Below are 20,906 nucleotides of genomic sequence, written 5' to 3' on the forward strand. Positions count from 1 at the left end.
AGAAGGTTATTTATGCCCTATGTCCTATTCTGGCTCCACTAACAATCGGCGCGATTTAGATCGATTCATTTCTCCCAAAAGCTCTTACTACGGCACATTCTCACCTCAACAGCTTGTGTTCAACGCCAACCTGCAAGAGTTCGCCAACCGAGTTGGCTACATTTCAGGATTGCAGACTGGCGGCAAGCTCTCGCCCGACGAGGCTTTTGAGCAAATTAGTTCGCTATATAAGCAGCTTAAGCAAACCAAAAAAGGCCTCGAAATCTAATTGTCAGAGTTTGCATAAAGCCCTTGCTTAAGGATGCGTTTGAGTTGAGGCCATCGCTGCTGGCCTAACACAGGCGATCGCGGCAATGAACCGTGTGCGGGTGTCCCTATCTTTAGAGACACCCGTATTTTTTGAAGTGCTTGCGGCTTTGACGCCAATTTAGACCAAATTCACGTCCACTTGCTAATCCAGTATTACACCGTCTCATTTAAGACCAATTAAGCCTTTCTTTGGTCTTAAAAAAAGCGCTGTGAGACTTAATAAGATATTACGTTCTTTGGGAAAATAACTGGTGGCTACAATTTCAGCGTCACTACTAAATGGACTATGGTGCATCAACTTCCTCGCTACGTGGCTAAACGGGTGCGCCGCGATCGCAAAATGCTTTACGAGATAGAGGGGCGCTGCTATCCCGGCGTAACCACGGTGCTGTCGGCCACTAAGCCTCAGGAATCGCGAGATGCTCTGCAACGCTGGCGGCAACGGGTGGGGGTTGAAGCAGCCCAGCAGATTTCGGGCAAGGCGTCTTCGGCGGGTACGCGGCTGCACAAACAGATTGCGGCTTACCTCAACGGCGCAGCGGTGGAGATTCCGGCTGATTTAGAGGGCTATTGGCAGTCAATCTTGCCGGTGCTGGATCAGGTGGATGAGGTACTGCTGGTGGAAGGGGCGGTGTGGCACCTAGCTGGATTTGTGGGCATTCCAGATGCACTGGTGGTGGTGAAGGGTGAGCTGCACCTATGCGACTGGAAAACGGCCCTGCGACCAAAACAGCCCCAGTGGTTGGGGGATTATTTTTTGCAGATTGCGGCCTATCGGGAAGCAGCGCATCAAGTCTATGCAGACGTTGGGTTGGTGGTGCAAAAGGGGCTAGTGGCGATCGCCCTAGCCGATCAACCGGCTCAGCTGTTTGAGGTTTCGCTAGACGATATGGATGAGCATTGGCGGGAGTTTGAGGGACGGTTGAGGGAGTTTGAGCGGCGGAGGCGGTGGATGGGTGGGGGAGTGGATGGGGGTTAAGGGCGTTTGGTTGTGGTGAGGAGGAGGGCGAGGGTGCCGGCGATGAGGCCCCAGAAGGCGGAGCCGATGCCGAGGAGGGTGATGCCGGAGGCGGTGACGAGGAAGGTGATCAGGGCGGGTTCGCGATCGCTTTCGTTGCGTAGGGCGGTGAAGAGGCCGTTGCCGATGGTGCCGAGCAGGGCTAATCCGGCGATCGCCAGCACCAATTCTTTAGGGAAAGCGGCAAAGACGGCGGCAACGGTGGCACCAAAAAAGCCAATGAGGAGGTAGAAGAAACCAGCAGCGATCGCCGCTACATACCGCTTGTCAGGGTCTTCGTGGGCTTCGCGTCCCATGCAGATGGCGGCGGTGATGGCAGCCAGGTTGAGGGCAAAGCCGCCAAAGGGCGCCAAGACTACGTTAGCGGCTCCCGTCCAACCAATGATCGGTGAGATCGGCACGGAGGAATAGCCGGAGGCTTGTAGGACGGCGACACCCGGCACGTTCTGCGAGGCCATGGTGACCATAAACAGCGGCAGGGCGACGCCTATCAGGGCACTCAGGGAAAACTGGGGAGCGATCAAAACGGGGTGGGCTAGTTGCAGAGTGACGGTGTCGAACTGGATCAGGTTTTGCAGGGCGGCGATCGCAATCCCCACTGATAACGCGCCCACCACGGCATAGCGGGGCTTTAGGCGGCGCATTATCAGGTAGGTGCAAAACATGGCGAAGGTCATCGCAAACTGGGTCTGCATGGCCGTAAACACATCCAGCCCAAAGCGCAGCAGCACCCCAGCCAGCATGCCCGCTGCCAGCGACAGGGGGATGCGGCTCATCAGCCGCTCGAACCAGCCGGTGAACCCGGCTAGGGTAATCAGCACCCCAGAGATTAGAAAGGCCCCGATGGCTTCGGCCATGGGCACCCCTGCTGCGGAGGTGATCAGCAAGGCAGCGCCGGGGGTAGACCAGGCGGTGACGATAGGAGCGCGGTAGCGCAGGGAAAGGCCAATGCAGGTGAGGCCCATGCCTAGGCCCAAAGCCCACATCCAGGAGGCGATTTCTTCTGGAGTCGCATTCAACGCCTGGGCGGCCTGGAACACAATTACGGCTGAGCTGGTGAACCCCACCAGCACGGTGACGAAACCCGCGATGATCGCGGAGAAAGAGACGTCGTTGACTATGCCTTTAACGGCCATATTTCTTGCCCAAAGGTAGATCTTTCGCCGAATTCTGTTTGCTATTCTTGTGTTTGTAGGGGTGCAGCGAGCTGTGCCCCTACAAGGTATTTACCCAAACTGAAGCTTTGAATTCGGCTGACCTGACCAGGCTACCGAGGCTCAGGAGCTGTAGTCTTGGACAAAATTGCCCTGGCGGTATTGGCCGGGGGTGACGCCAAAGGCTTGCTTAAAGGTGCGATTGAGGTGGCTTTGGTCATAGAAGCCGTGGGCGATCGCAACATCAACAATTGATTGGTCGCTGTGGAGCGATTGCTTGGCCTGCATAAGCTGCCAGTGGCGCTGATAGCTGTGCGGAGGCAAACCCACCTGCTGCCGAAAGCTGCGAATTAAGTAGTAGGGGCTGAGGCCTACTTGCTGGGCCAGAGTTTCGATGGAAATCGATTCGGCGTAGTGGGCTTTGAGGTAGGTTTGCGCTTGGGCGATGGCGCTGCTTTTGGGCTTTGGCCGCTGCCACCGGTGCTGTCTGTCGCCGTAGCGATCGATTAAATAGGCCATCAGCTCCAGCAGCAGAGAGTCTCGCTCGAGCTGAGGCGTGGGCTGGCTAAGGGCGACAAATAATCGGCTAAACATCGCCTGCCCAACGGCATCGGGGCTGTTCTGTAGGGCGATCGCAAAGTAGGGCAGCCCTGGCCACTCTAGCTGAGCCAAAATTTGCTGCATCTTTGGCACGCTGATGTAGAGGTTGCGAAAGCTCCATCCGGCCTCAGCCTGCACCTGCCCGGTGTGCACTTCGCCTGGATGGATCAGCTTAAAACTGCTGGGGTTGGCATAGTGGTGACCCCCCCGGTAGAAAAAGCCGCCCAGGCCCGCATAGGTGAAGCCAATTGTGTAGGCCTCGTGCATGTGCTTAGCAAAGGTGTGGCGGTAGAGCTGGGCATTGAACAGCTCAATGCCAGGCAGGTTGGACTGCCACAGTTGGGCAAAATCTGTTTCTGCGGCCATGACAATTTTTAGGGGGCAGGCTTCTCTATTTAAGCGCAGCGGCGATACTGCTCTTTGCCCTTTGCCCTCTCCCCAAACCCCTCTCCCAATTTGGGAGAGGGGCTTTGAGCTTTGTGATTGTTTGCGGGTTCTACTCTATTGCACTCGATGACATCTGCGATCGCAGGGGTGATTCCGACTGCGTAGGTGGTGGCAAATGCCGTATGCCCCTATAAAGGGACGCTTCAAGAAAAAAGCGATGGCTGAATTGCCATCGCTATTCCTGGAGTTTAAGAAGCTGCTCTTGTCCTCTTTGTAGGGTGCAGGGATCAACAGGTGTCTAATACCATGACGGGATCCCCAATCGGTTGTTTCGCCCTATTGCCCTTGAATCAGCTGGGTAGCGTGGACTTCGCCCAGGATGCGCTCGATGCCGCTGACTTTGAGGGTGCCTGCGTCTTCGAGGTTGGGGGCGGTGAGCCGCATGCCCTGTGACATGGGGACGGTGTACTGGCTGCGGAGGGGTTTGTCGTTGACGCGCCCTTCGTAGGTGATGGTGGCGTTAAAAGGGGCACCGTTGGAGACCACATCCATGGTGTTGAGACCGGGTTGGAGGTTAATTTTCAGCTCCTGGTTGGCCTCGGCGGGCACGTTCTCGACGGTGACTTTGACGAAGTCGCGCCCGGCCCCCAGCTTAGAAACCGCCGATAGGGTATAGGCGTTGGCGTTTTGGGCTACGACTTTGAACTCGTTGTCGACGGTTTGCAGACGATTGGCCGACATGGTGAGCCGATCATTGGCGCGAATTGCGCCTCCCACCTGCAGCGCCTGGAGAGGACGCTTTGAGTAATACTGCAACCGGCCAGCGCTAACCCCGCGCAGGGTGTGCACCCAGCTATCCAGGTCGGTGGGCTGCTGGTTGCGCTGGATTGCATCGAGAATGGCGCGATCGCGGAATCGAGCTCCCCCCAAATTCACATTCAGGTTGGGGTTGACGTTGGCAGATAGCGTCGGACCCAGGTTGCGGCGCAGGTTGGCATTGATGCCCAGGTTGCTGACATTGTTGAGCTGCACTGAATCGAGCAGCACGTTGTCGAGGGGGATAAAGCGCGATCGCTTCGGTCGCATGCCCAGCAGCAGCTCGCCTTTGATCGGGTTGTTACCCGAGAAGCCGGGGAAGGGCACAAACTTGCCGGCCAGGTTCTCGACCTTGCGGGAGGTGTCTTTAAAGGCGTTGAGGTTGTTGCCGTTTTCGTCGGTAAGGCTGAGGGTTTCGGCGCTGTCGCCCAAAATCAGCACCACGCCACTCAGCAGCAGCATAATCGCATCCCACACCGGGGTGCGCTGGCGGTGGTTGAGCACCGAGAAGGGCATGTAGTGCAGGCGGCCACCGCTCCACTCGCCGCCTTCGTAGACGCGGCCATTCTCATAGCGGAAGGTGTTGCGGGCCGGGTCGATGACAATGCGCTGGACGCTGCTGGCCGAGTTGGGGTCAAACACATCGATCTGCATTTCGCTGCCGGTGTTGCGCCAGGCGATGGGCATTATGCAGTGGGGCGCGCCGGTAAAGTCGTAGTTTTGCGATAGGCAGATCACCGGGTTGAGGCCCCGATTGTGGGCATCCCAGGTGTCGTTAAAGACGCTAACCGGGTTGTGGGTTTTGCCGCTGAGAAACTGGCCTACAAACCACCAGATGGCATCGGCCCCTACTTGGTAGGTTTGGCGCACGTTAAAGTCATTCTCGACCTCGGCCCAGTTGCCAAAGCGGTTGAGGGGGCGGCTGAGGCGGCTCATGTCTTTGTAGGCGTAGATGGCCTCGGTGGCCATGCCAAAGCAGTTGCCCCCGGCGGCGACGCCCTTGACCACCAGCTCGTAGAACAGCGCCTTGAGGCCATCGTCGATCAGGCCAAAGTCAAACTCCCAGTCGGGGTCAACATCGCCAAAGGCCGCGGCGTATTCGCGAAAATCGACGGTGGGGGTGCCCTGGTTGATTGTTGAGAAGAAGTCGAGGGGCGTATTGGCTCCCAGTTGGGGCTTAATCGACCAGTCCATAAAGTTCATCCAGGGGCCAAAGTTGCTGGCCCTGAAAATGCCGTTGGCGTTGTCGCGCAGGCCCCAGGCGTTGCGAATGTTGAGGTCTTTAGTAAAGCGACCCAGCAAGTCATCGTCGCCGCCGAACAGGTTACCCGAGTCGCACTCCCAAATTTCGACCTGGAACTGCACGTTGAGGTTGGGGTCGCCGGGCAGCACAGCGTAGGGCACGTTGAAGTTGACGTCTTTGATGTTGGCGCTGCTGAAGTGCTTGTCGCCCTCGGGCAGTTTTTTGTCGTAAACGCGGTGGCCATTCACCGAGATGGCAATGCGGCAATAGAGGTCGTTTTGGCCATCGACATCGAGAAAGTCGCGGTCTTCTTCTTTGGTGTCGACTCGGCCAATAAAGAACCGGAAGGGGTAGCAGACGTGGAGCTGGCCGTTAAACCAGAGAATGCTGCCCTGCTGGAAGGTGTTGTAGCGGGCGGGGCCAGACACACCGGGAATGTCTTCTTCTGAACTGGTGGGGAAGCCCAGCGCCCCCTGGGGGCCGCCGACTTCGAGGTATTTGCGGCGGATGTCGCCGTAGATGATGTGGGCGCCGGTGGCTCCGCTCCAGTAGATCGTGCAGCTCTCAAAGTGGCTGACTTTGCCGATTACCTGACTGTCGCGGCGCACGTCGCTCTCGTGGCTGACGGGGAAGCCCCAGCGGCTGACGCCCCCGGTGGCGTCATACTTGCCGAGGATGGAGCCGTGCACCTCAAAGGCGTTGGAGGCCCCGCTGCGATAATACATGCGCCCCCCCTGAAACTGCTGCATAACGCCGCCGGGGATGGCGGTTTGAGCGGCGGTGGGCAAACCGATCGCACTGCCACCTTCGCCCAGCATTTCGTAGTCGAGGTAGAGGCGACCGAGGACGGGCACCGCGCCGGTCTGGGGCGACCAGTAAATGCAGCCTTGGGCAAAGACGCTCTTGCGTGACCCGGCCCGACGACCGTTGATCTCGTCGCTGGCCGGGGCACCGAGGCTGCGGCGCAGGTTTGAGTCGCCTTGGTAGAGGGCGTAGATAGAGCCATGCATTTCAAAGGCGACACCGTGGATTTCGGTGTAGGAAATCAGACCGCCCTCAAAGGGCTGCACGTAGCTGGAGATGGCGGTGTCGAAGTAAAAATCTGAGATTTTATTGCCCAGGTTGAGCGTGGGCCGAATCGCGTTGTGCTTGTGGGTGAGAAACCACTCGGGGGTGGAGCGCTTGGCATCGAGGGCGGTTTCGAGGTCGGCCGGAATGTCGCTGTAGATTTGCACGGCGGCGATGTCGCCCTTGAAGGGCCAGCGCAGGCCATCGACCCAGGAGCCAATCCACAGTTTGTCGCCGCTGCCCGCGTTGAGGCCACCGTTGGGGAAAGCGGTGACGGCGAGGACGGTGTCATCGACCATGAGGGCGAGGGTGTCGAGGTCGTAGACGAGGCTGACGACGTACCAGGTGTTGAAGGTGAGAGCGACACGGTTGGTGGTGTGGGCGATCGCCCAGTCGACTCGGCTATTGGCCACGGCAACGACTAGGTTGAAGCAATCGTCAGTGCTGCCGGGCTCTAAAAACATGGCAAAGGGTAGGGCGGTGCATTCAACCAGGTTTTGCCGGGTGGTGACGGGACCGTTGGCCAAAAAGGCGACGCGAATGCAGAACCGGTTGGGGGTGATGGCCCCCGGTGACAGGGTGGTTTGAATGGAGGCCCCGGTGTCGAAGTGGAGGGCTTTGTCGAGGGTGCCGAGGGCGGTTGCGCCGGGTCCGGCAGCTTCGGTGCAGTTGGTGAGGATGGCGGGCAGGGTGCCGTCGGGGTTGGTGAGGGTGGTGGCGCTGGCGAGGGAGTAGTTGACGACGAGATCGGCCATGGAAAAATCTCCTTGGGTTGGCAGGTTCCCCGAGGGCTTTCGCTGAGGGGAGAGGGGGAGAGCCGTTGGGGTGGGCTAGGGTTGTAGATGCAGAAATGCTGGGCTAAGGCTGCCCTCAAGCAGGGAATGATGCGCTTCTCTGCAGCATTTCATGACAAAATCCTAGGCTCTGCGGAGGAGCGTTGCTATTACCCGCGCGGGTAATATTGGGCGGCCTTCTCCCTAAATTTCTCTCCCGAGGTGGGAGAGGGACTTTGAAGGGCTCTTACTCCCCTTCCTCCCAGCTTGGGAGGAAGGGGCTGGGGGATGGAGGGCGAGGTTGGCGGAAGGGAACTTGTTCTATGCCGCGATCGACCCTCTCCCTAAATCCCTCTCCCAACCTGGGAGAGGGACTTTGAAGTGCTCCCTTAGAGACTTTGAAGGGTTATGGCGATAGGGTTTTGACAGCTCTGTCGATGTCTGTAAGTACTGTGGAACAGTCGTGTTCAACGGTGTCGGTTGTGAACCGCAGTACGGTGAGGCCGAGTTCTTCGAGTAGGGTTTGTCTTTGGCGATCGCGCTCTGCTCTGTGAGCATGGCTTGACCCATCGATCTCGATGACTAACTGTGCTTGAGAAATATAAAAATCAACCACGAATGGACCGATCGGCTGCTGACGGCGGACTTTGTAGCCCCGTTGTTTACGCCGCAGGTGTTGCCACAACAGATTTTCGGTAAAGGTTTGCTCTTGCCTAAGCTGGCGAGCGACTTCGACCATGCGGCGGCGCAGGTCTTCGGGAATTTGCCATCGCTCTGTCGGTTGGGCAGACACTTGAGGGACTTTGAGGGTGTCTGGCTCCCCTTCCTCCCAAGTTGGGAGGAAGGGGCTGGGGGATGGAGGGCGAGGTTGGCGGGAGGTGGCTTGCCCTTTGCTGAAGTTTTCCCTCTCTCTAAATTCCTCTCCCAGATTGGGAGAGGGACTTTGGCACCCTTCCAACCTTTACTGGGGCGAAGAAATTTGCTGCACCGTCCTGTAGTATGTATACTACAAGTCAGCCATTGATGCTTTATTAGATCCGCAAGACCCAGCTCAGGAGCGGTTTGATGCTACATCCAGGTTGATTACTTCAATACTCTTGGGCAAAGACCATCTGTCTCACCCCTTGTCTTACTCGAGCCACACTCAGACGCAGTTCTGACCAACACAATTTAGATCGTAGGTGGGGGGAGGAAGATTCAATGAAACCCGTTTTCTATGTCATTTTGGCCAACTCATTGGTGGCGATTCTAACCAACACTTTGGTCTGGTTTGGAGTCACGTTTTGGGTTTACCTGCAAACCCGATCGGTGCTGGCGACCTCGGTGATGGCTGGCATATATCTGGTCACCGTCGCTGTTTCCGGCTTTTTCTTGGGTTCGCTGGTCGATCGCTACCGCAAAAAAAACGCCCTGCTGATTTCCAGCGTTGGTTCGCTGGTGATGTATGCGCTCGCCTACCTAATTTATGCATCTACGCCAGCGGCTGTTTTTGCCGATGCGTCTAGTGCCATGCTCTGGGGATTTATTGTGTTGACGCTGATGGGGGCGATCGCAGGCAACCTGCGCACCATCGCTCTGCCAACTCTGGTCACGATACTGATTGCTGAAACGGAGCGCGACAAAGCCAACGGCCTAGTCGGCACTATCAATGGCGTGGCTTTTTTGGGGGCTTCTGTGGTCAGCGGGCTGGCGATCGGGTTTTTGGGCATGTATTGGATGCTGGTGATGGCGATCGCGCTCACTGTCCTAACCATTCTTCATTTGTGCACTATTGCTATTCCTGAAAAGCGCATTGTTCAGACTGGGGCGAAAACTGATCACATCGATATTCGAGGCACGATTCAGGTGATTCGTCTGGTGCCGGGTTTATTTGCGCTGATCTTCTTCAACTGCTTCAACAACTTTTTGGGCGGCGTCTTTATGTCGCTGATGGATGCCTACGGGCTGTCTCTGGTGTCGGTGCAGGTTTGGGGCATTGTGTGGGGCGTTTTGAGTTTGGGGTTTATTGTTGGCGGGCTGGGTGTGGCTCGATTTGGGTTGGGCAAAAGCCCGTTGCGCACCATGTTTTTATCCAACATTGTGATGTGGATAGTGGCGATGGGTTTCACAATTCAGCCGTCGATTATTTTGCTGGCGGTTGGATTGTTGGTGTATTTGTGCTTGATTCCTGTGGTCGAAGCTTCAGAGCAGCTGATCTTGCAGACGATGATTCCGCTGGAGCGTCAGGGACGGGTGTTTGGCTTTGCCCAAAGTGTTGAGCAGGCGGCCTCTCCGCTCACGGCATTTATGATTGGGCCGATCGCCCAGTTTCTGTTTATTCCTTTTATGACCACCGGGGCTGGGGTCGATTTGATTGGTCCCTGGTTTGGCACCGGCACCGATCGCGGCATTGCCCTGTTGTTCACCCTAACGGGCTGCGTGGGGCTGGTGGTGACGGTGCTGGCAATGCGATCGCGCGCCTACCGCAATCTGTCGGCAGATTATCAGCGGCGTTATGCCGAGACTGTTCAGCTTGAGGCTGGGAATTTGTGATGAGACGTTCGCAAGTAATCTAGGGATCTCTTGTGAATTTGGGTTGCTCAGTTCAGATTTTGTTTGAACACAGTTGCGTTGATAAATGCAGCTTGAAAAAGTCCATCAAGGTCTGCCAAGCGTGCTCGGCGGCGGCAGGATGGTAGGACTCGCGCTCGTGGCAAAAAAATCCGTGTGTGGCATCTGGATACACTTGCACGGTGTAGATTTTGCCGAGCTGCTGAAACCTAGTCTCGATTTGCTGCACGCGATCGCCCCCAATAAACGGATCTTGACCACCAAAAAACAACAGCATTGGCACAGTAATATCCTGCACCGCTTCGATCCACTCATCGAGCACCATGCCGTAAAAGGGCGCAGCGGCGGTAATATCGGCTGAAAAGCGGCAGGCGGTGAGAAAGCTCAACCCTCCCCCTAGGCAAAACCCGGTGACGCCAATGCGATCGGTGTCGGGGCGCGCTTTGAGATAGGCGATCGCGGCTTTGAGATCATTCTCAACCGGCGGGCCAAAATCGAGCTGCCACATCAACGCCATAGCGGCATCAACTTGGTCGTAGCTAAAGGTATGGTCGGTCGGTTCGCGGTAGTACAAGTCGGGGGCCAGGACCACATAGCCCTCCTGCGCTATCCGGGCTGCCACGTCGCGAATGTGGGCGGTTAAGCCAAAGGCTTCCATTAGCAGCAAAACAGCGGGGAAAGGTCCCGATCGCGTGGGTTTGCACAAAAAAGCGGGCATGTAGCCCTCGGGGGTGGCCACGGTGACGTCAGCCTGTTCAATGGCTTGTTTAACCGGCATTGTAGTTTTTCTAGAGACTGCTATGGCCAGCTTAGACAGGGGGCTAACCCAGGCTCTAGAACAAAGCGGTGAACCCTTAGGAGATTTCTGCGATCACGATTGGCGAAACTGGGTGGGGGTGGCCCCGGTCAGGCGTTTGAACCAGCGAGTGAGATGGCTTTGATCGCAGAAGCCAACTTTGGCGGCAATCTCGGCCAGGCCCAGGGGGCTGTGGCGAAGCCAAAACTGGGCGCGCTCAACCCGGCGTTGCAGAATGTATTGGTGGGGAGTAACCCCCTCGCTGTGCTTGAATAGGCGGGCAAAGTAGGCTGGGCTCAGGCGGGCGATCGCAGCTAGCTCAACTAGCGTTGGCTCTTGATGCAGGTGGGCATCGATATAGGCCTTGACCTGTTGGCGCTGCGTCTGAGATAGCCCCCCGGCAACGCTGGCCAGCCTCGGCTGGGTGGTGCAGTAGTGGCGCAGCAGATGAATCGCTAAGGTCGTTTTTAGGCTATCTACCAGCAGTGGGCTGCCGAGGCCACCCAGTTCGGCCTCGGTTTTTAGCGTGGAGAGTACTGTGCTCACCAACCGATCGTCGGCCTCCATAAACTGCGGCCTTAGCTCAATGCGATCGACCTGCACCCAATCTTGCCCCATCTGTTGCAGCAGGTCGGGCTCTAGGGCCAGCACCATGAACTGCGCGGCACTATCCCAGCTACAGCGGTGGGTTGTGCCGGCTGGAATAATCGATATGCCGCCCGCTGTGCGATCTTCTCGGTGGCGCTTGCCGTCTAGCCAGCGGTACCCCGTGGGCATCTGATTTGAAGGATCAGGAAAACCCAGGGCGATCGCGTGCAGGGTGTGTTGATGCTCTGCGGTACAAAACTTTGGCTGCTGGTACAGCTCCAGGTGCAATCCGTCCCAGCCAGAGCTGGTTAAGACCGCCGGTTGGGGCAGCAATCCTTCCGCTGGATTCGCCTCCCGATGGTCAAGCACTGAGACAGTTGGGTCTATGGGCAACATGCTCAATTAGAAAGATTTAGAAATCAGATCTGCACCTGCTCATTGTGGAACCACATCGTCCTAGCTGGGATAGGTAAAACCAAAGTAACTTGGCAGCAAAGCTTTTCAATAACAGCTTATGCCTGAGTGGCTTTGGTATAAACCCAAGCTACAGCTGTTTAAGTAAGTTCAGCTTTGTTTTATAACTTTTCTGCAAACCTATAAGCGGGAGCAATGTTGGTTAACTGCGATCTAGCGTTGGCTTATGCCTTTGCAGCAGAGGTATAAGCAATGGCTGCTAACCTTTGGTGCAATGCTGTTAGGGCTACAGCTTTGGCAGGTAAAGAGTAATGGGGTTATCGTTAGGGCAAGTTTTGCGGCAACTCGACGATGTCTGGAGCAGCCTCGCCCCACCCGCCCCATTTGTCAGCCATCCAGCGGCTCAATTTCATTCGTACGCTGAATGCATTGCCAGTGCCACAGTTTGAGGAGCTGGTTTTTAGCTTGAACCCACCACGGGGCATTGTTCCGCCAGATGTGGCGGCTTTGGGAAATCGCACGTCGGTTTTGCTGCAATGGGCAGAAGGCTCGACTGGCCCTGGCCTGGCTCAGGTGCAAGACCTGTTGAGCCTGATTTTGGGAGAACCTAACCCTGCTGCATCTAACACCGTCAGTGCTAGCCCCCTGTTTTTGGCTCCGCGCCGGAACCCGTTTTTTACGGGGCGAGAGGAGCTGCTAAAGCAGATTCACCAGGCGATGGCGGCGGGGGAACCGGCAGCGCTGAGCGGGTTAGGGGGCGTGGGCAAAACGCAGATTGCGGCGGAGTATGCCCATCGCCACCGAGAGCAGTATAGCGATGTGCTGTGGGTGCGGGCCGAAACTCATGATGAGCTAGTTTCGGGGCTCACGGCCCTGGCCCAAGACTTGGGGCTGGCGCTGAGCCAGGAGACCGACCAGGCGGTGGTGGTGCAGGCGGTGAAAGGCTGGTTAAGCAAAAACTCTGGCTGGCTGTTGATATTAGACAATGCCGACCATTTGGAGCTGGTGAGAGATTGGCTGGGGCTGTGCGACCATGGTCACATTTTGCTAACTACTCGCGCCTCGGAGACGCGTCCGCTAGCGGTGTGTGTTGAGGTGCTAAAAATGCCAACCCAGGAGGGGGCGCTGTTTTTGCTGCGGCGCTGCGGTCGGGTGGGCCAGGAGGGCACTTGGGCAGAGGCAACGGAAGCCGATCAAACTCTGGCCTTGGCACTGTGTGAGCAGATGGATGGGCTGCCGTTGGCCCTTGACCAAGCGGGGGCCTACATTTTAGAAATGCCCTCTAGCCTGACGGAATATTTGCGGCTTTACCAAGCAGCTGAGCCGCAGTTGTTGGCCCAGCGGGGAGACAACGCCCTCGACCATCCTTCGGTGACGATTACATTTGGTCTAGCGGTGCGAGTAGCTAGCCAGCGACTACCAGCGGTGGCGGATTTTCTGAATCTGTGCGCGTTTTTGGCCCCAGATGGCATTCCTGAAGAGCTGTTTAAAGACGGTGCAGCTGCGTTTGAGGAACTGTTGCAGAGTGTCCTGACAGAGCCGCTGGAGTATATGGCACTGCTGCGAGAAGCGGGGCGATTTTCGCTGGTGGTGCGTGATGTGCAGGAGCAGACTTTTAGCCTGCACCGGCTGGTGCAGGCGGTAGTTCGCGATGGGTTGGATGAGGCGGCGCAGGAAAATTTAGTTCGACAACTACTGGAGGCCATAAGTAGTGCATTTCCAAAGATTGAGTTTGTGAATTGGTCGATGTGCGATCGCCTGCTGCCCCATGCCTTGGCCCTAGTAGGTTGGCAACAGCACTTTGCAATTGAGATTAAATCGACTGGACGATTGCTCAATCAAATTGCATTTTACTTGAAGGAACGTGGTCGTTACAGCGAAGCCGAACCTCTCTATCAAAATGCCCTGGCGATGCGCAAACGGCTGTTGGGTGACGAGCATCCCAATGTTGCTACCAGCCTCAATAATCTGGCTGTGCTCTACTACAGTCAGGGGCGCTATGGGGAAGCCGAACTTCTCTATCAAAATGCCCTAGCGATGCGCAAACGGCTGTTGGACGACGAGCATTCCGATGTCGCCCATAGTTTCAATAATCTGGCCAGTCTCTACTACAGTCAAGGGCGCTATGGGAAAGCCGAACCCCTTTTTCAAGAAGCCCTGGCGATGCAAAAACGGTTGTTGGGTGACGAGCATCCCAATGTTGCTCGTAGCCTTAATAATCTAGCTGTGCTCTACAACAATCAAGGGCGCTATGGGGAGGCCGAACCCCTCTATCAAGATGCCCTAGCGATGCAAAAACGGCTGTTGGGCGACGAGCATTCTGCTGTCGCTCGTAGTCTCAATAATCTGGCCATGCTCTACACCAATCAAGGGCGTTATGGGGAGGCCAAACCCCTCTATCAAGATGCCTTGGAAATGCGCAAACGGCTATTGGGCGACGAGCATCCTGATGTTGCCAGTAGCCTCAATAATCTGGCCATGCTCTACGCCAATCAAGGGCGCTGTGAGGAGGCCGAACCCCTCTACCAAAATGCCCTGTCGATATATAAACAGCTATTAGGCGACGAGCATCCCAAAACTAAGACGGTTCGGCAAGATCTGAAACGCTTGCAGCAGAGGCAAGAGTCTTAAGCGTTGCAGGTCGGGCAGAACATGGAGAGGTAGCCGTAAAGCTACTGAATGCAGTAATAACAAAACTGTAGAAAAAGTACTAAAAATTCGACATTCTCACGGTGATAGCTGCCTATTTTTAAAGAATACCTTAAGAATGTTGGCGGCCATACCAACATCAACCAGCTACCTAAGGGGGTATCACTATGGCACGCAAAAAGCGTAGTTCTCTAGTGGTTAAAAAAGCCGAACGGCGCGCGGCCAGCATGGCTGCGATCGCATCCGATCTCGACCTGGGCCACGGCATGTCGGTGCAGGAATTTAATAACAGTATTGAGCGCGTGCGCGAAAGAATTGCCACCTACAACCGCCTGCTCTCAAACGTAGACCAGGTCTACAACGACATGCTGCTCGAAGAAGCCGCCCTCTCTGAACTGACGGAGCGCATGCTGGCGGCGGTGGCTGCTAGGTATGGTCGCCGCAGCCCCGAGTATGAAATGGCTGGTGGCTCTCGCCGGGGCACCCAGCAGCGGGTGCTCTCCACTACCTCGGTGCTGGATTAAATTGCAATCTAATTAATATTACTTGCGTCCGTTTTACGGGTGGGGTAATGTGTGGAGCTAAGGTTGTCTGCGGGCAGCCTGGCTTCCCAAAAATTTGGTCAAGCGCCACTGGAAGGTGTGGGGACACCAACCAGCGGCTAACCTCGTCGACAGTAGCACCTGTCTCGGAGGCTAAGGTGATTTTACCTGGCCGTCTCGAACTGCAACATGTCTGGGGCGGCCAAGTTTTTGGGATTCCTTACCCATCACAAAAAAGGAATCCTTGAATATGTTGTGTTTGCCATATCTGGTGTCGTCTGCCCAAAAACGGGAGGCGACCAATCCGCTGCTGCTAGCGAACCCAAACGAGCAGCCAGAGCGCGAGCGATTGCGCCATCTGGTGATTGGCTCACCGGGCGGGGTGCGAGCCACCATCCACCAGCTGCACGTGCTGAACTATGCTGACCAAATGACCTGGAGCCAGCTCATCACCATCCCACCCTCAGGGATTTTGATTACCCCAGCCCAGGGCGAGGTGTTTAGCTACCTAGTGCGCTACCGCCAGAGTTGACCCGTGGGATGGGCAAAGTGAACCGTGCCCATCTGCTACCCATAGCGATCGCCACAAAAAAAGCGGGAACCGTAGTTCCCGCTAAGTGCTGAGTGTTGAGGGAAAAACACTGGAAGAAGGATCGTCGTTTCGCTGTCTAGAGGCTAGACATCATACATACGGGCTTCAGGTGCCTCGGGGTTGGCCAGGCAGTACTGAGCAAAGGCCGACTGCGCGGTGGCCCGTTGCTGGCGCTGGGCCACCTGAAGTTCTTCGACGGCTTCCCATGCGATCGCAACGTCACGGTTGCAGTGCCCATCCATAGCCGACAGCCGTCTAGCGTGCTCGAGGGCGGCCCGCAGTTGGCCCTCCAGAGATGCCTTGCGATCGGCGGGGGTAGCGGTGTTGGTAAAAACAGCGGTGGTTGCACTCATGGCCTTGCTCTCCGTAGGGTTGCTTTCGAACTTGAATTCACTATATCTATAACTCAATCGGATGACTAGACCTAAAACATATAAGCTTCCTCTATCAGTCATCAGGTTCTCTTACCAGTGCCTGAGCAGGCTATGGAGACCATAGAAAGACTTCGGCAATCTCAGCGTTCTTTCCCAGAGTGTAGGTTGGGCAGAACGCAGTGGAAACCCAACACCAGACTGAGCTTTGTTGGGTTTTGCTAACGCGCCACCCAACCTACACAGTGGCTACTGCGATCGCGAACTGCCCCCGTAGGAGAAAACCCAACAAACCCTTGATTCTGTTGGGTTTTCTCTTCACTGCGAAATGAGGTTATTTCCCTTTTTCTAACTCAGCTCGTATGCGGTCTTCCTGTTCCCGCAGCTCTGGAGTAAAGGCCTCGCCAAAGTCATCTGCCTCAAAGATCGGTCGAATCTCGATTTCGTCGTTTTGAAAAGGGCTGCGCTTAACCCAGTCAATCGCTTCTGCCATCGACTGCACTTGCCAAATCCAGAACCCGGCTAGCAGTTCTTTGGTCTCGGCGAACGGGCCGTCGATAACGGTGCGAGTTTTGCCCGAGCAGGCTACCCTCACCCCTTTTGAACTCGGATGTAGTCCCTCGCCCGCCAGCATCACGCCAGCGTTAGCCAGTTCTTCATTAAACTGTCCCATTTCAGCCAAAAGTGCTTCGCTGGGCATTACCCCTGCCTCCGAGTCGGCGTTGGCTTTGACTAAAACCATAACTTTCATGGTGAATCTCCTAATTAATCGGTGTTTAGTTCTGAGATGTAGAAGAAGTGAATGCTTAAATCGGGCGTAAACCTCCATAGATGGTTTGGCAGCGGGCTAGGTCTCAACCCTTAACCCTCTTTATGCGAAGTAGTCGAACCAAGAGACGGCAGATCGACAGAGCGGCAATATTCTTTCCAAGATTTAAGCTGTTCAGGGAATGCCTCTGCCACCAGACTGGGCTTGTTGGGTTCTGCTAGCGTGCACTCAAGCTACAAGCTTCATCTGCGCCCTCTACCGGTTTGGTAACTCATTCGTCACGTACGATTCACCCATAACCGCGATCTCGAACCGGCTATGGCATCAACTCGCCCCACTTGTGGCTCTGCATAAACAGTGAAACCAAGCACGCGATCGCTCACTGCGGCCATCGCCACATTTATCCTGCTTTAATCAGCCCCATTTCATTAAGAAAGCTTATTAGCTCTTAGGATTTTAGGCTCATTTGAGCTAATCCCTTCAGAATCCTTACTGCATCAATATCAAAAGCTATTGACACTACCAATGGATAATTGCTTGAGCATTAGAAAATTGGACCGGTAGCAAAGTCTATAACCATTGGCTGAGAAAGCTTCTAGAAAGACTCATCCTTGAGACGATACACCGCTTGGTCTTGATTGATAGGCTCTAGATAGAAATAAGAGAAAGTTATCTTTCAAGGAGAATTTGCTTTATGACCAGTACAAGCAGCAATCAACATCCATCTGGAATGCCTGAAGAAAGGATTGTAATTCAGGCCACCGATTTCCCTACTGCTCAATCTGAGCAGACAGAGGAAGCCGAAAAAAATCAAAGCGGTGGGCACACCGTAGCAAAAGCCGTTGGCGCAACCGGAGGTAGTGTTGCAGGTGCGGTAGTTGGTCGAATGGTCGGCGGTAAAGTGGGCGCAGCCATTGGCGCTGTGGGTGGCGCGATCGCAGGTGCAGCTATTGGTGATCAAGCCGCTTCAGGCATGGATCAGCAAGTAGAAAATGTGGCGGGTTCAATTAAGAGTGCAGCTGAAAGCGTTACCCATCAAGTAGAAGATACTCTTGATAGCGTTAAAGCAAAGATTGATGAAACCGATGTCAAGGGGCTAGCTGAGTCTGCAAAGCAGAAGATCAACGAAGCCGATGTCCGCGGTGTTAGTCAATCTATTCAAGGCAAGATTGATGAAGCAGATGTTCGCGGCGTAACTCAGTCTGTGCAAGGCAAAATTGACGAAGCGGATGTCCGCGGCGTGAGCCAGTCTATTCAAGGCAAGATTGATGAAGCCGATGTTCGTGGTGTAAGCCAGTCTGTAAAAGGCAAAATCGATGAAGCAGACGTTCGTGGAGTCACAGAGTCTGCCAAGAGCACAATTAATAATGACGTAGCGCCTGCGATCAAAAACACCATCAACCAAACATCTCAGAAAGCTAAAAATGCTGCCAACAGCGCAGCTTCAGCGGCCAAGATGTCCCTAAAAGAATCCTCGTCCAATACGAATACGAATCCAGAGGGCTGGAAAGATCCTCTGATTGAGCAAAAGCTTCACGACAACCAAGGATACCTTTAGTCCTTCTGAAGCTTAGTAACCCATAAAATTGGGGAGCACCTGAAGGGGTGCTCCCCAATTTTTGTATTTGTTCATTGCTTACTGAGTAGGCAGATGAAATTAAACGCAAGCACAACCGACTCTGTTAAGTGCCTGCTCTAGCAAAGTGTAGGTTGGGTGAGAACGCGAAATCACCTCAGGGTTGTTTCATTGTTGAAAAGGACTATGCCTGTATGGGCTTTGGCCCCCAAACCTCCAATTTTGGGGGCTTCAGATCCCCCCCAGAATTGGGGGCGGAGGAACAAGCTGTAACATAGTTTTCCTCTCACGAACTTGAAACAGCCCTGAGAGTCGTGCAACGCAGCCTGGTTCTATTGGTTTCTACTAGCACCACCCTACCTACACAACAACTGCACTTCAAGGATTACGACTGCGTTTGCTCCGTTTGATCGCGAATTAGGGCACTCCAGTTGTCGTCATTCATCGCAGCGGCCAGGTCTGTTTTAGGGTCAGCGGCCTGGGCTGCATCCTGCTCTTTCGCCAACGAGCTATCGGCCATAGCGCGACGAAGCTTGAGCTTTTTGGCTTCGTAGGCTTCCCGTTCCGCAGCCGACATGGCCTGGGTAACGGCTTTGCCCACGGTGCCATCCCAAGTGCCATCGATATTGCCAGGTGGGGGACTGGGCAGAGCCGCGATCCATTCATCCCGCAGGGCCGCCATCACCTCTCGGTTAGGAAAGCTAAAGGGTTCCACCGTTACCAGGGCACAGACGGCCTCTCCTTTTTCGAGCAGATGGCTACGCAACGATAGGGAGACGTTGCGAGAGATGCCAATAAACTGAGTCTGACCGTCGCGATCGAGCACGGCATAAACCCCGGTGACCTTAGCATCTTGGGTTTGCTCGCACCAGTCAGCAACGGGTAGAGGGCTACTGCCGGTAGAAGCTGTGGGTGGGGCGGCAGCTGTTTCAGCAGCATGTTCGTCGGCAGCGCTATACAAAAACTCGTGGAGACTGCGATGCTCAACGGGGACATTTTGATGCTCGATCGCCTTTGGCGCATCTGGCGCGTCTGATTTTTCGGAGGTCACAGGCTTGCCTTGGTGGATAACTAGGCTTCATTATCACGCCAATTCCACCTCTTGTTCCCTCTCCCTTGGGGCTACTGTGTACACATAAGTTCTGAAACCCATGTTGCCAAGGCTTTTCCCTCATCCCCCAACCCCTTCTCCCACTTCGGGAGAAGGGGAGCCGGAAAGCCTTATCTGGCCTCCCCCTCGTCCATTTTTGGGAGAGGGGGACTGAGGGGGTGAGGGCCGAGATGTGTGTACACAGTAGCCCTTTAGGAGAGGGCGATCGCCAGCCATTCAAACGCTAATTTAGCAATGCCTCAGGGTTCAACCTCAGTTGCTGGTGCGGTTGCCGCCATCGATCGCTTGACCTTGTTAATCCACCCTTCGCTGAGCCGTAGCACCTCTGAGTAATCTAAATCGGTATCTAAAACGAGGTCAAACACAAAGGGCGAAAACCGTCGGGGAAACCACTGATGCAGCTTGCGACCCACAGTAAGCCGCAGAAAAAACTCCAGCACTAATGGTTTGCTGCGCGGAAAGGAATAGTCTGACAAATCGCGCAGGGCATGGGCTTCGACCACCCGCTGCTGAGAAAACTGGGGCAACACCTGAGCCCAATCATCCTGATACTGGTCGAGTAACTGGTTAAGCCAGGCCACATCTTGCAGAGCCGAGTTGCAACCCTGGCCAATGGAGGGCGAAACAGAGTGGGCAGCATCGCCCAAAATCAAGATGCGATCGCCCTGGTGAAAGCGATCGCAAGTCACCGTCGTCAATCGGGCAGTGGGGCGTTGCAGCAGAGCCTCGGCCTCGGTCTCGCTAAGCAAGGGGCGAAAGGTAGGTAGGTGGGTGGCAAAATAGCCGAGCACGTCGGCTTTGGTCTTTAGCCCATCGAACGGGCTATTTTTGGCATTAAAAATGAAGGCCCCATGCATTTGGTCGCCCGGCTGCGGAGCCAGCAAAATGCGCGCATCGCCCCCTACATTGCAGGCGTGGATAAAATCTAGAGCTAGCTCAACGCCCTGCTGCGGGTTGGTGCGGGCTAGGAAAATTGACTTGTAGGCATCGCGCACGTAGGTCTGTTGGCAGTTGAGACCATGGTTGGCCACCAGCGCGGCTCTGACGCAAGACCTGGCTCCATCGGCACCAATCAGGCGATCGTAGTTAACGCTGAAGCTCTGACCATCAGTAGCCTGAAAGCTCACGGTTTGTGCCTGGCTATTGACCCCCTGGCAGGTGCAGTTAAAGGTGAGGCTTAGCCGCTCTGGGTCAGAATAGCGAGCGACCAGCTGCTCTAACAGCACCAGCACCAGCCGATTGCGATCGACGGTGAGAATAGGGTGTTTGCGCGGAATGCGGCGAGCCTTGCCCTTGCGATGCAGGTAGGTGCCTCGACACATCACGCTGTATTCCGCAATCGCCTCTTCTAAGCCTGGAATGCCTTGCAAGGCCCGCCGCCCCCGATATTGTAGAGAAATGGGGAAAGACCGCTGTTCGTCAGGGGCAACCTGGCGCGGATCGGGGCGGCGATCGTAGATCTCGACGCGATCGCCCCGGCGCAGCAGGTAGTGGGCCAGCAATAGCCCAGCTGGCCCAGCGCCAACAATCACAATAGTTTGAGATGAGGTGTCGACCATTCGCACTCACCCAGAACGGCA

Annotated in this window: 17 protein-coding genes; 7 read left to right on the forward strand and 10 right to left on the reverse strand. The window is 55.4% G+C overall.

Annotation, left to right across the window (positions count from 1 at the left end; genetic code table 11):
• Window positions 1-19 precede the first annotated feature (19 nt).
• Complete coding sequence (locus tag H6F59_RS20800; RefSeq protein ID WP_190520762.1) at window positions 20-268, forward strand: hypothetical protein; 249 nt, start codon at window positions 20-22, stop codon at window positions 266-268.
• 327 nt (window positions 269-595) lie between these two features.
• Window positions 596-1,288 carry a PD-(D/E)XK nuclease family protein gene (locus H6F59_RS20805; RefSeq protein ID WP_199325902.1) on the forward strand — a complete coding sequence of 231 codons (693 nt, stop codon included), beginning with the start codon at window positions 596-598 and terminating at the stop codon, window positions 1,286-1,288.
• Here the strand turns inward: H6F59_RS20805 and H6F59_RS20810 are convergent.
• The 4 genes from H6F59_RS20810 to H6F59_RS20825 form a co-directional block, all read right to left on the reverse strand.
• Window positions 1,285-2,463 (reverse strand): benzoate/H(+) symporter BenE family transporter, encoded by a 1,179-nt coding sequence (locus H6F59_RS20810; protein WP_190704934.1) that lies wholly within the window; start codon window positions 2,461-2,463, stop codon window positions 1,285-1,287. The two genes, H6F59_RS20805 and H6F59_RS20810, sit on opposite strands and share 4 nt — an antisense overlap.
• Before the next feature lie 141 nt (window positions 2,464-2,604).
• A complete protein-coding gene (locus H6F59_RS20815) occupies window positions 2,605-3,447 on the reverse strand; it encodes an AraC family transcriptional regulator (RefSeq protein ID WP_190704938.1) in 843 nt (280 codons plus the stop codon).
• A 357-nt stretch (window positions 3,448-3,804) separates the two neighbouring features.
• Window positions 3,805-7,350: a LamG-like jellyroll fold domain-containing protein gene (locus H6F59_RS20820; RefSeq protein ID WP_190704941.1), complete on the reverse strand. Its 3,546-nt coding sequence runs from the start codon at window positions 7,348-7,350 to the stop codon at window positions 3,805-3,807.
• A 424-nt stretch (window positions 7,351-7,774) separates the two neighbouring features.
• Window positions 7,775-8,161, reverse strand: a complete 387-nt coding sequence (locus H6F59_RS20825) for an endonuclease domain-containing protein (protein ID WP_190704944.1) — start codon at window positions 8,159-8,161, stop codon at window positions 7,775-7,777.
• A gap of 407 nt (window positions 8,162-8,568) precedes the next feature.
• Here H6F59_RS20825 and H6F59_RS20830 point away from each other — a divergent pair, with 407 nt between their 5' ends.
• Window positions 8,569-9,900 (forward strand): MFS transporter, encoded by a 1,332-nt coding sequence (locus H6F59_RS20830; protein ID WP_190704948.1) that lies wholly within the window; start codon window positions 8,569-8,571, stop codon window positions 9,898-9,900.
• A gap of 52 nt (window positions 9,901-9,952) precedes the next feature.
• On the opposite strand, the gene H6F59_RS20835 is transcribed toward H6F59_RS20830, so the two are convergent.
• Window positions 9,953-10,696, reverse strand: coding sequence for a dienelactone hydrolase family protein (locus H6F59_RS20835; protein ID WP_199325903.1), 744 nt, complete (start codon window positions 10,694-10,696; stop codon window positions 9,953-9,955).
• 93 nt (window positions 10,697-10,789) lie between these two features.
• Window positions 10,790-11,698: an AraC family transcriptional regulator gene (locus H6F59_RS20840; protein WP_190704951.1), complete on the reverse strand. Its 909-nt coding sequence runs from the start codon at window positions 11,696-11,698 to the stop codon at window positions 10,790-10,792.
• Between the two features lie 369 nt (window positions 11,699-12,067).
• On the opposite strand from H6F59_RS20840, the gene H6F59_RS20845 reads away from it, so the two are divergent.
• The 3 genes from H6F59_RS20845 to H6F59_RS20855 all read left to right on the forward strand — a co-directional run bounded on the left by H6F59_RS20845 (window position 12,068) and on the right by H6F59_RS20855 (window position 15,439).
• Window positions 12,068-14,347, forward strand: a complete 2,280-nt coding sequence (locus H6F59_RS20845) for a tetratricopeptide repeat protein (protein WP_190704954.1) — start codon at window positions 12,068-12,070, stop codon at window positions 14,345-14,347.
• Window positions 14,348-14,532: 185 nt separating this feature from the next.
• Entirely contained in the window at window positions 14,533-14,889 is a 357-nt protein-coding gene (locus H6F59_RS20850; RefSeq protein ID WP_190704957.1) for a hypothetical protein, read from the forward strand.
• A 268-nt stretch (window positions 14,890-15,157) separates the two neighbouring features.
• Complete coding sequence (locus tag H6F59_RS20855) at window positions 15,158-15,439, forward strand: hypothetical protein (protein WP_190704961.1); 282 nt, start codon at window positions 15,158-15,160, stop codon at window positions 15,437-15,439.
• 143 nt (window positions 15,440-15,582) lie between these two features.
• Here H6F59_RS20855 and H6F59_RS20860 read toward each other — a convergent pair whose 3' ends face one another.
• Together H6F59_RS20860 and H6F59_RS20865 are read right to left on the reverse strand one after the other, a co-directional pair.
• Entirely contained in the window at window positions 15,583-15,852 is a 270-nt protein-coding gene (locus H6F59_RS20860) for a CP12 domain-containing protein (RefSeq protein WP_190704964.1), read from the reverse strand.
• A gap of 352 nt (window positions 15,853-16,204) precedes the next feature.
• Window positions 16,205-16,621: a YciI family protein gene (locus H6F59_RS20865; protein WP_190704967.1), complete on the reverse strand. Its 417-nt coding sequence runs from the start codon at window positions 16,619-16,621 to the stop codon at window positions 16,205-16,207.
• Window positions 16,622-17,333: 712 nt separating this feature from the next.
• Between H6F59_RS20865 and H6F59_RS20870 the strand changes: the two genes are divergently transcribed.
• Window positions 17,334-18,197 (forward strand): glycine zipper domain-containing protein, encoded by an 864-nt coding sequence (locus H6F59_RS20870; protein WP_199325904.1) that lies wholly within the window; start codon window positions 17,334-17,336, stop codon window positions 18,195-18,197.
• A 403-nt stretch (window positions 18,198-18,600) separates the two neighbouring features.
• Here H6F59_RS20870 and H6F59_RS20875 read toward each other — a convergent pair whose 3' ends face one another.
• Both H6F59_RS20875 and H6F59_RS20880 read right to left on the reverse strand, forming a co-directional pair.
• Complete coding sequence (locus H6F59_RS20875) at window positions 18,601-19,266, reverse strand: GIY-YIG nuclease family protein (RefSeq protein ID WP_242021600.1); 666 nt, start codon at window positions 19,264-19,266, stop codon at window positions 18,601-18,603.
• Between the two features lie 299 nt (window positions 19,267-19,565).
• Window positions 19,566-20,885 (reverse strand): NAD(P)/FAD-dependent oxidoreductase, encoded by a 1,320-nt coding sequence (locus H6F59_RS20880; RefSeq protein ID WP_190704970.1) that lies wholly within the window; start codon window positions 20,883-20,885, stop codon window positions 19,566-19,568.
• Window positions 20,886-20,906: the final 21 nt, after the last annotated feature.

Origin of the sequence: Nodosilinea sp. FACHB-141 (assembly GCF_014696135.1) — a bacterium.
GTDB lineage: Bacteria > Cyanobacteriota > Cyanobacteriia > Phormidesmidales > Phormidesmidaceae > Nodosilinea.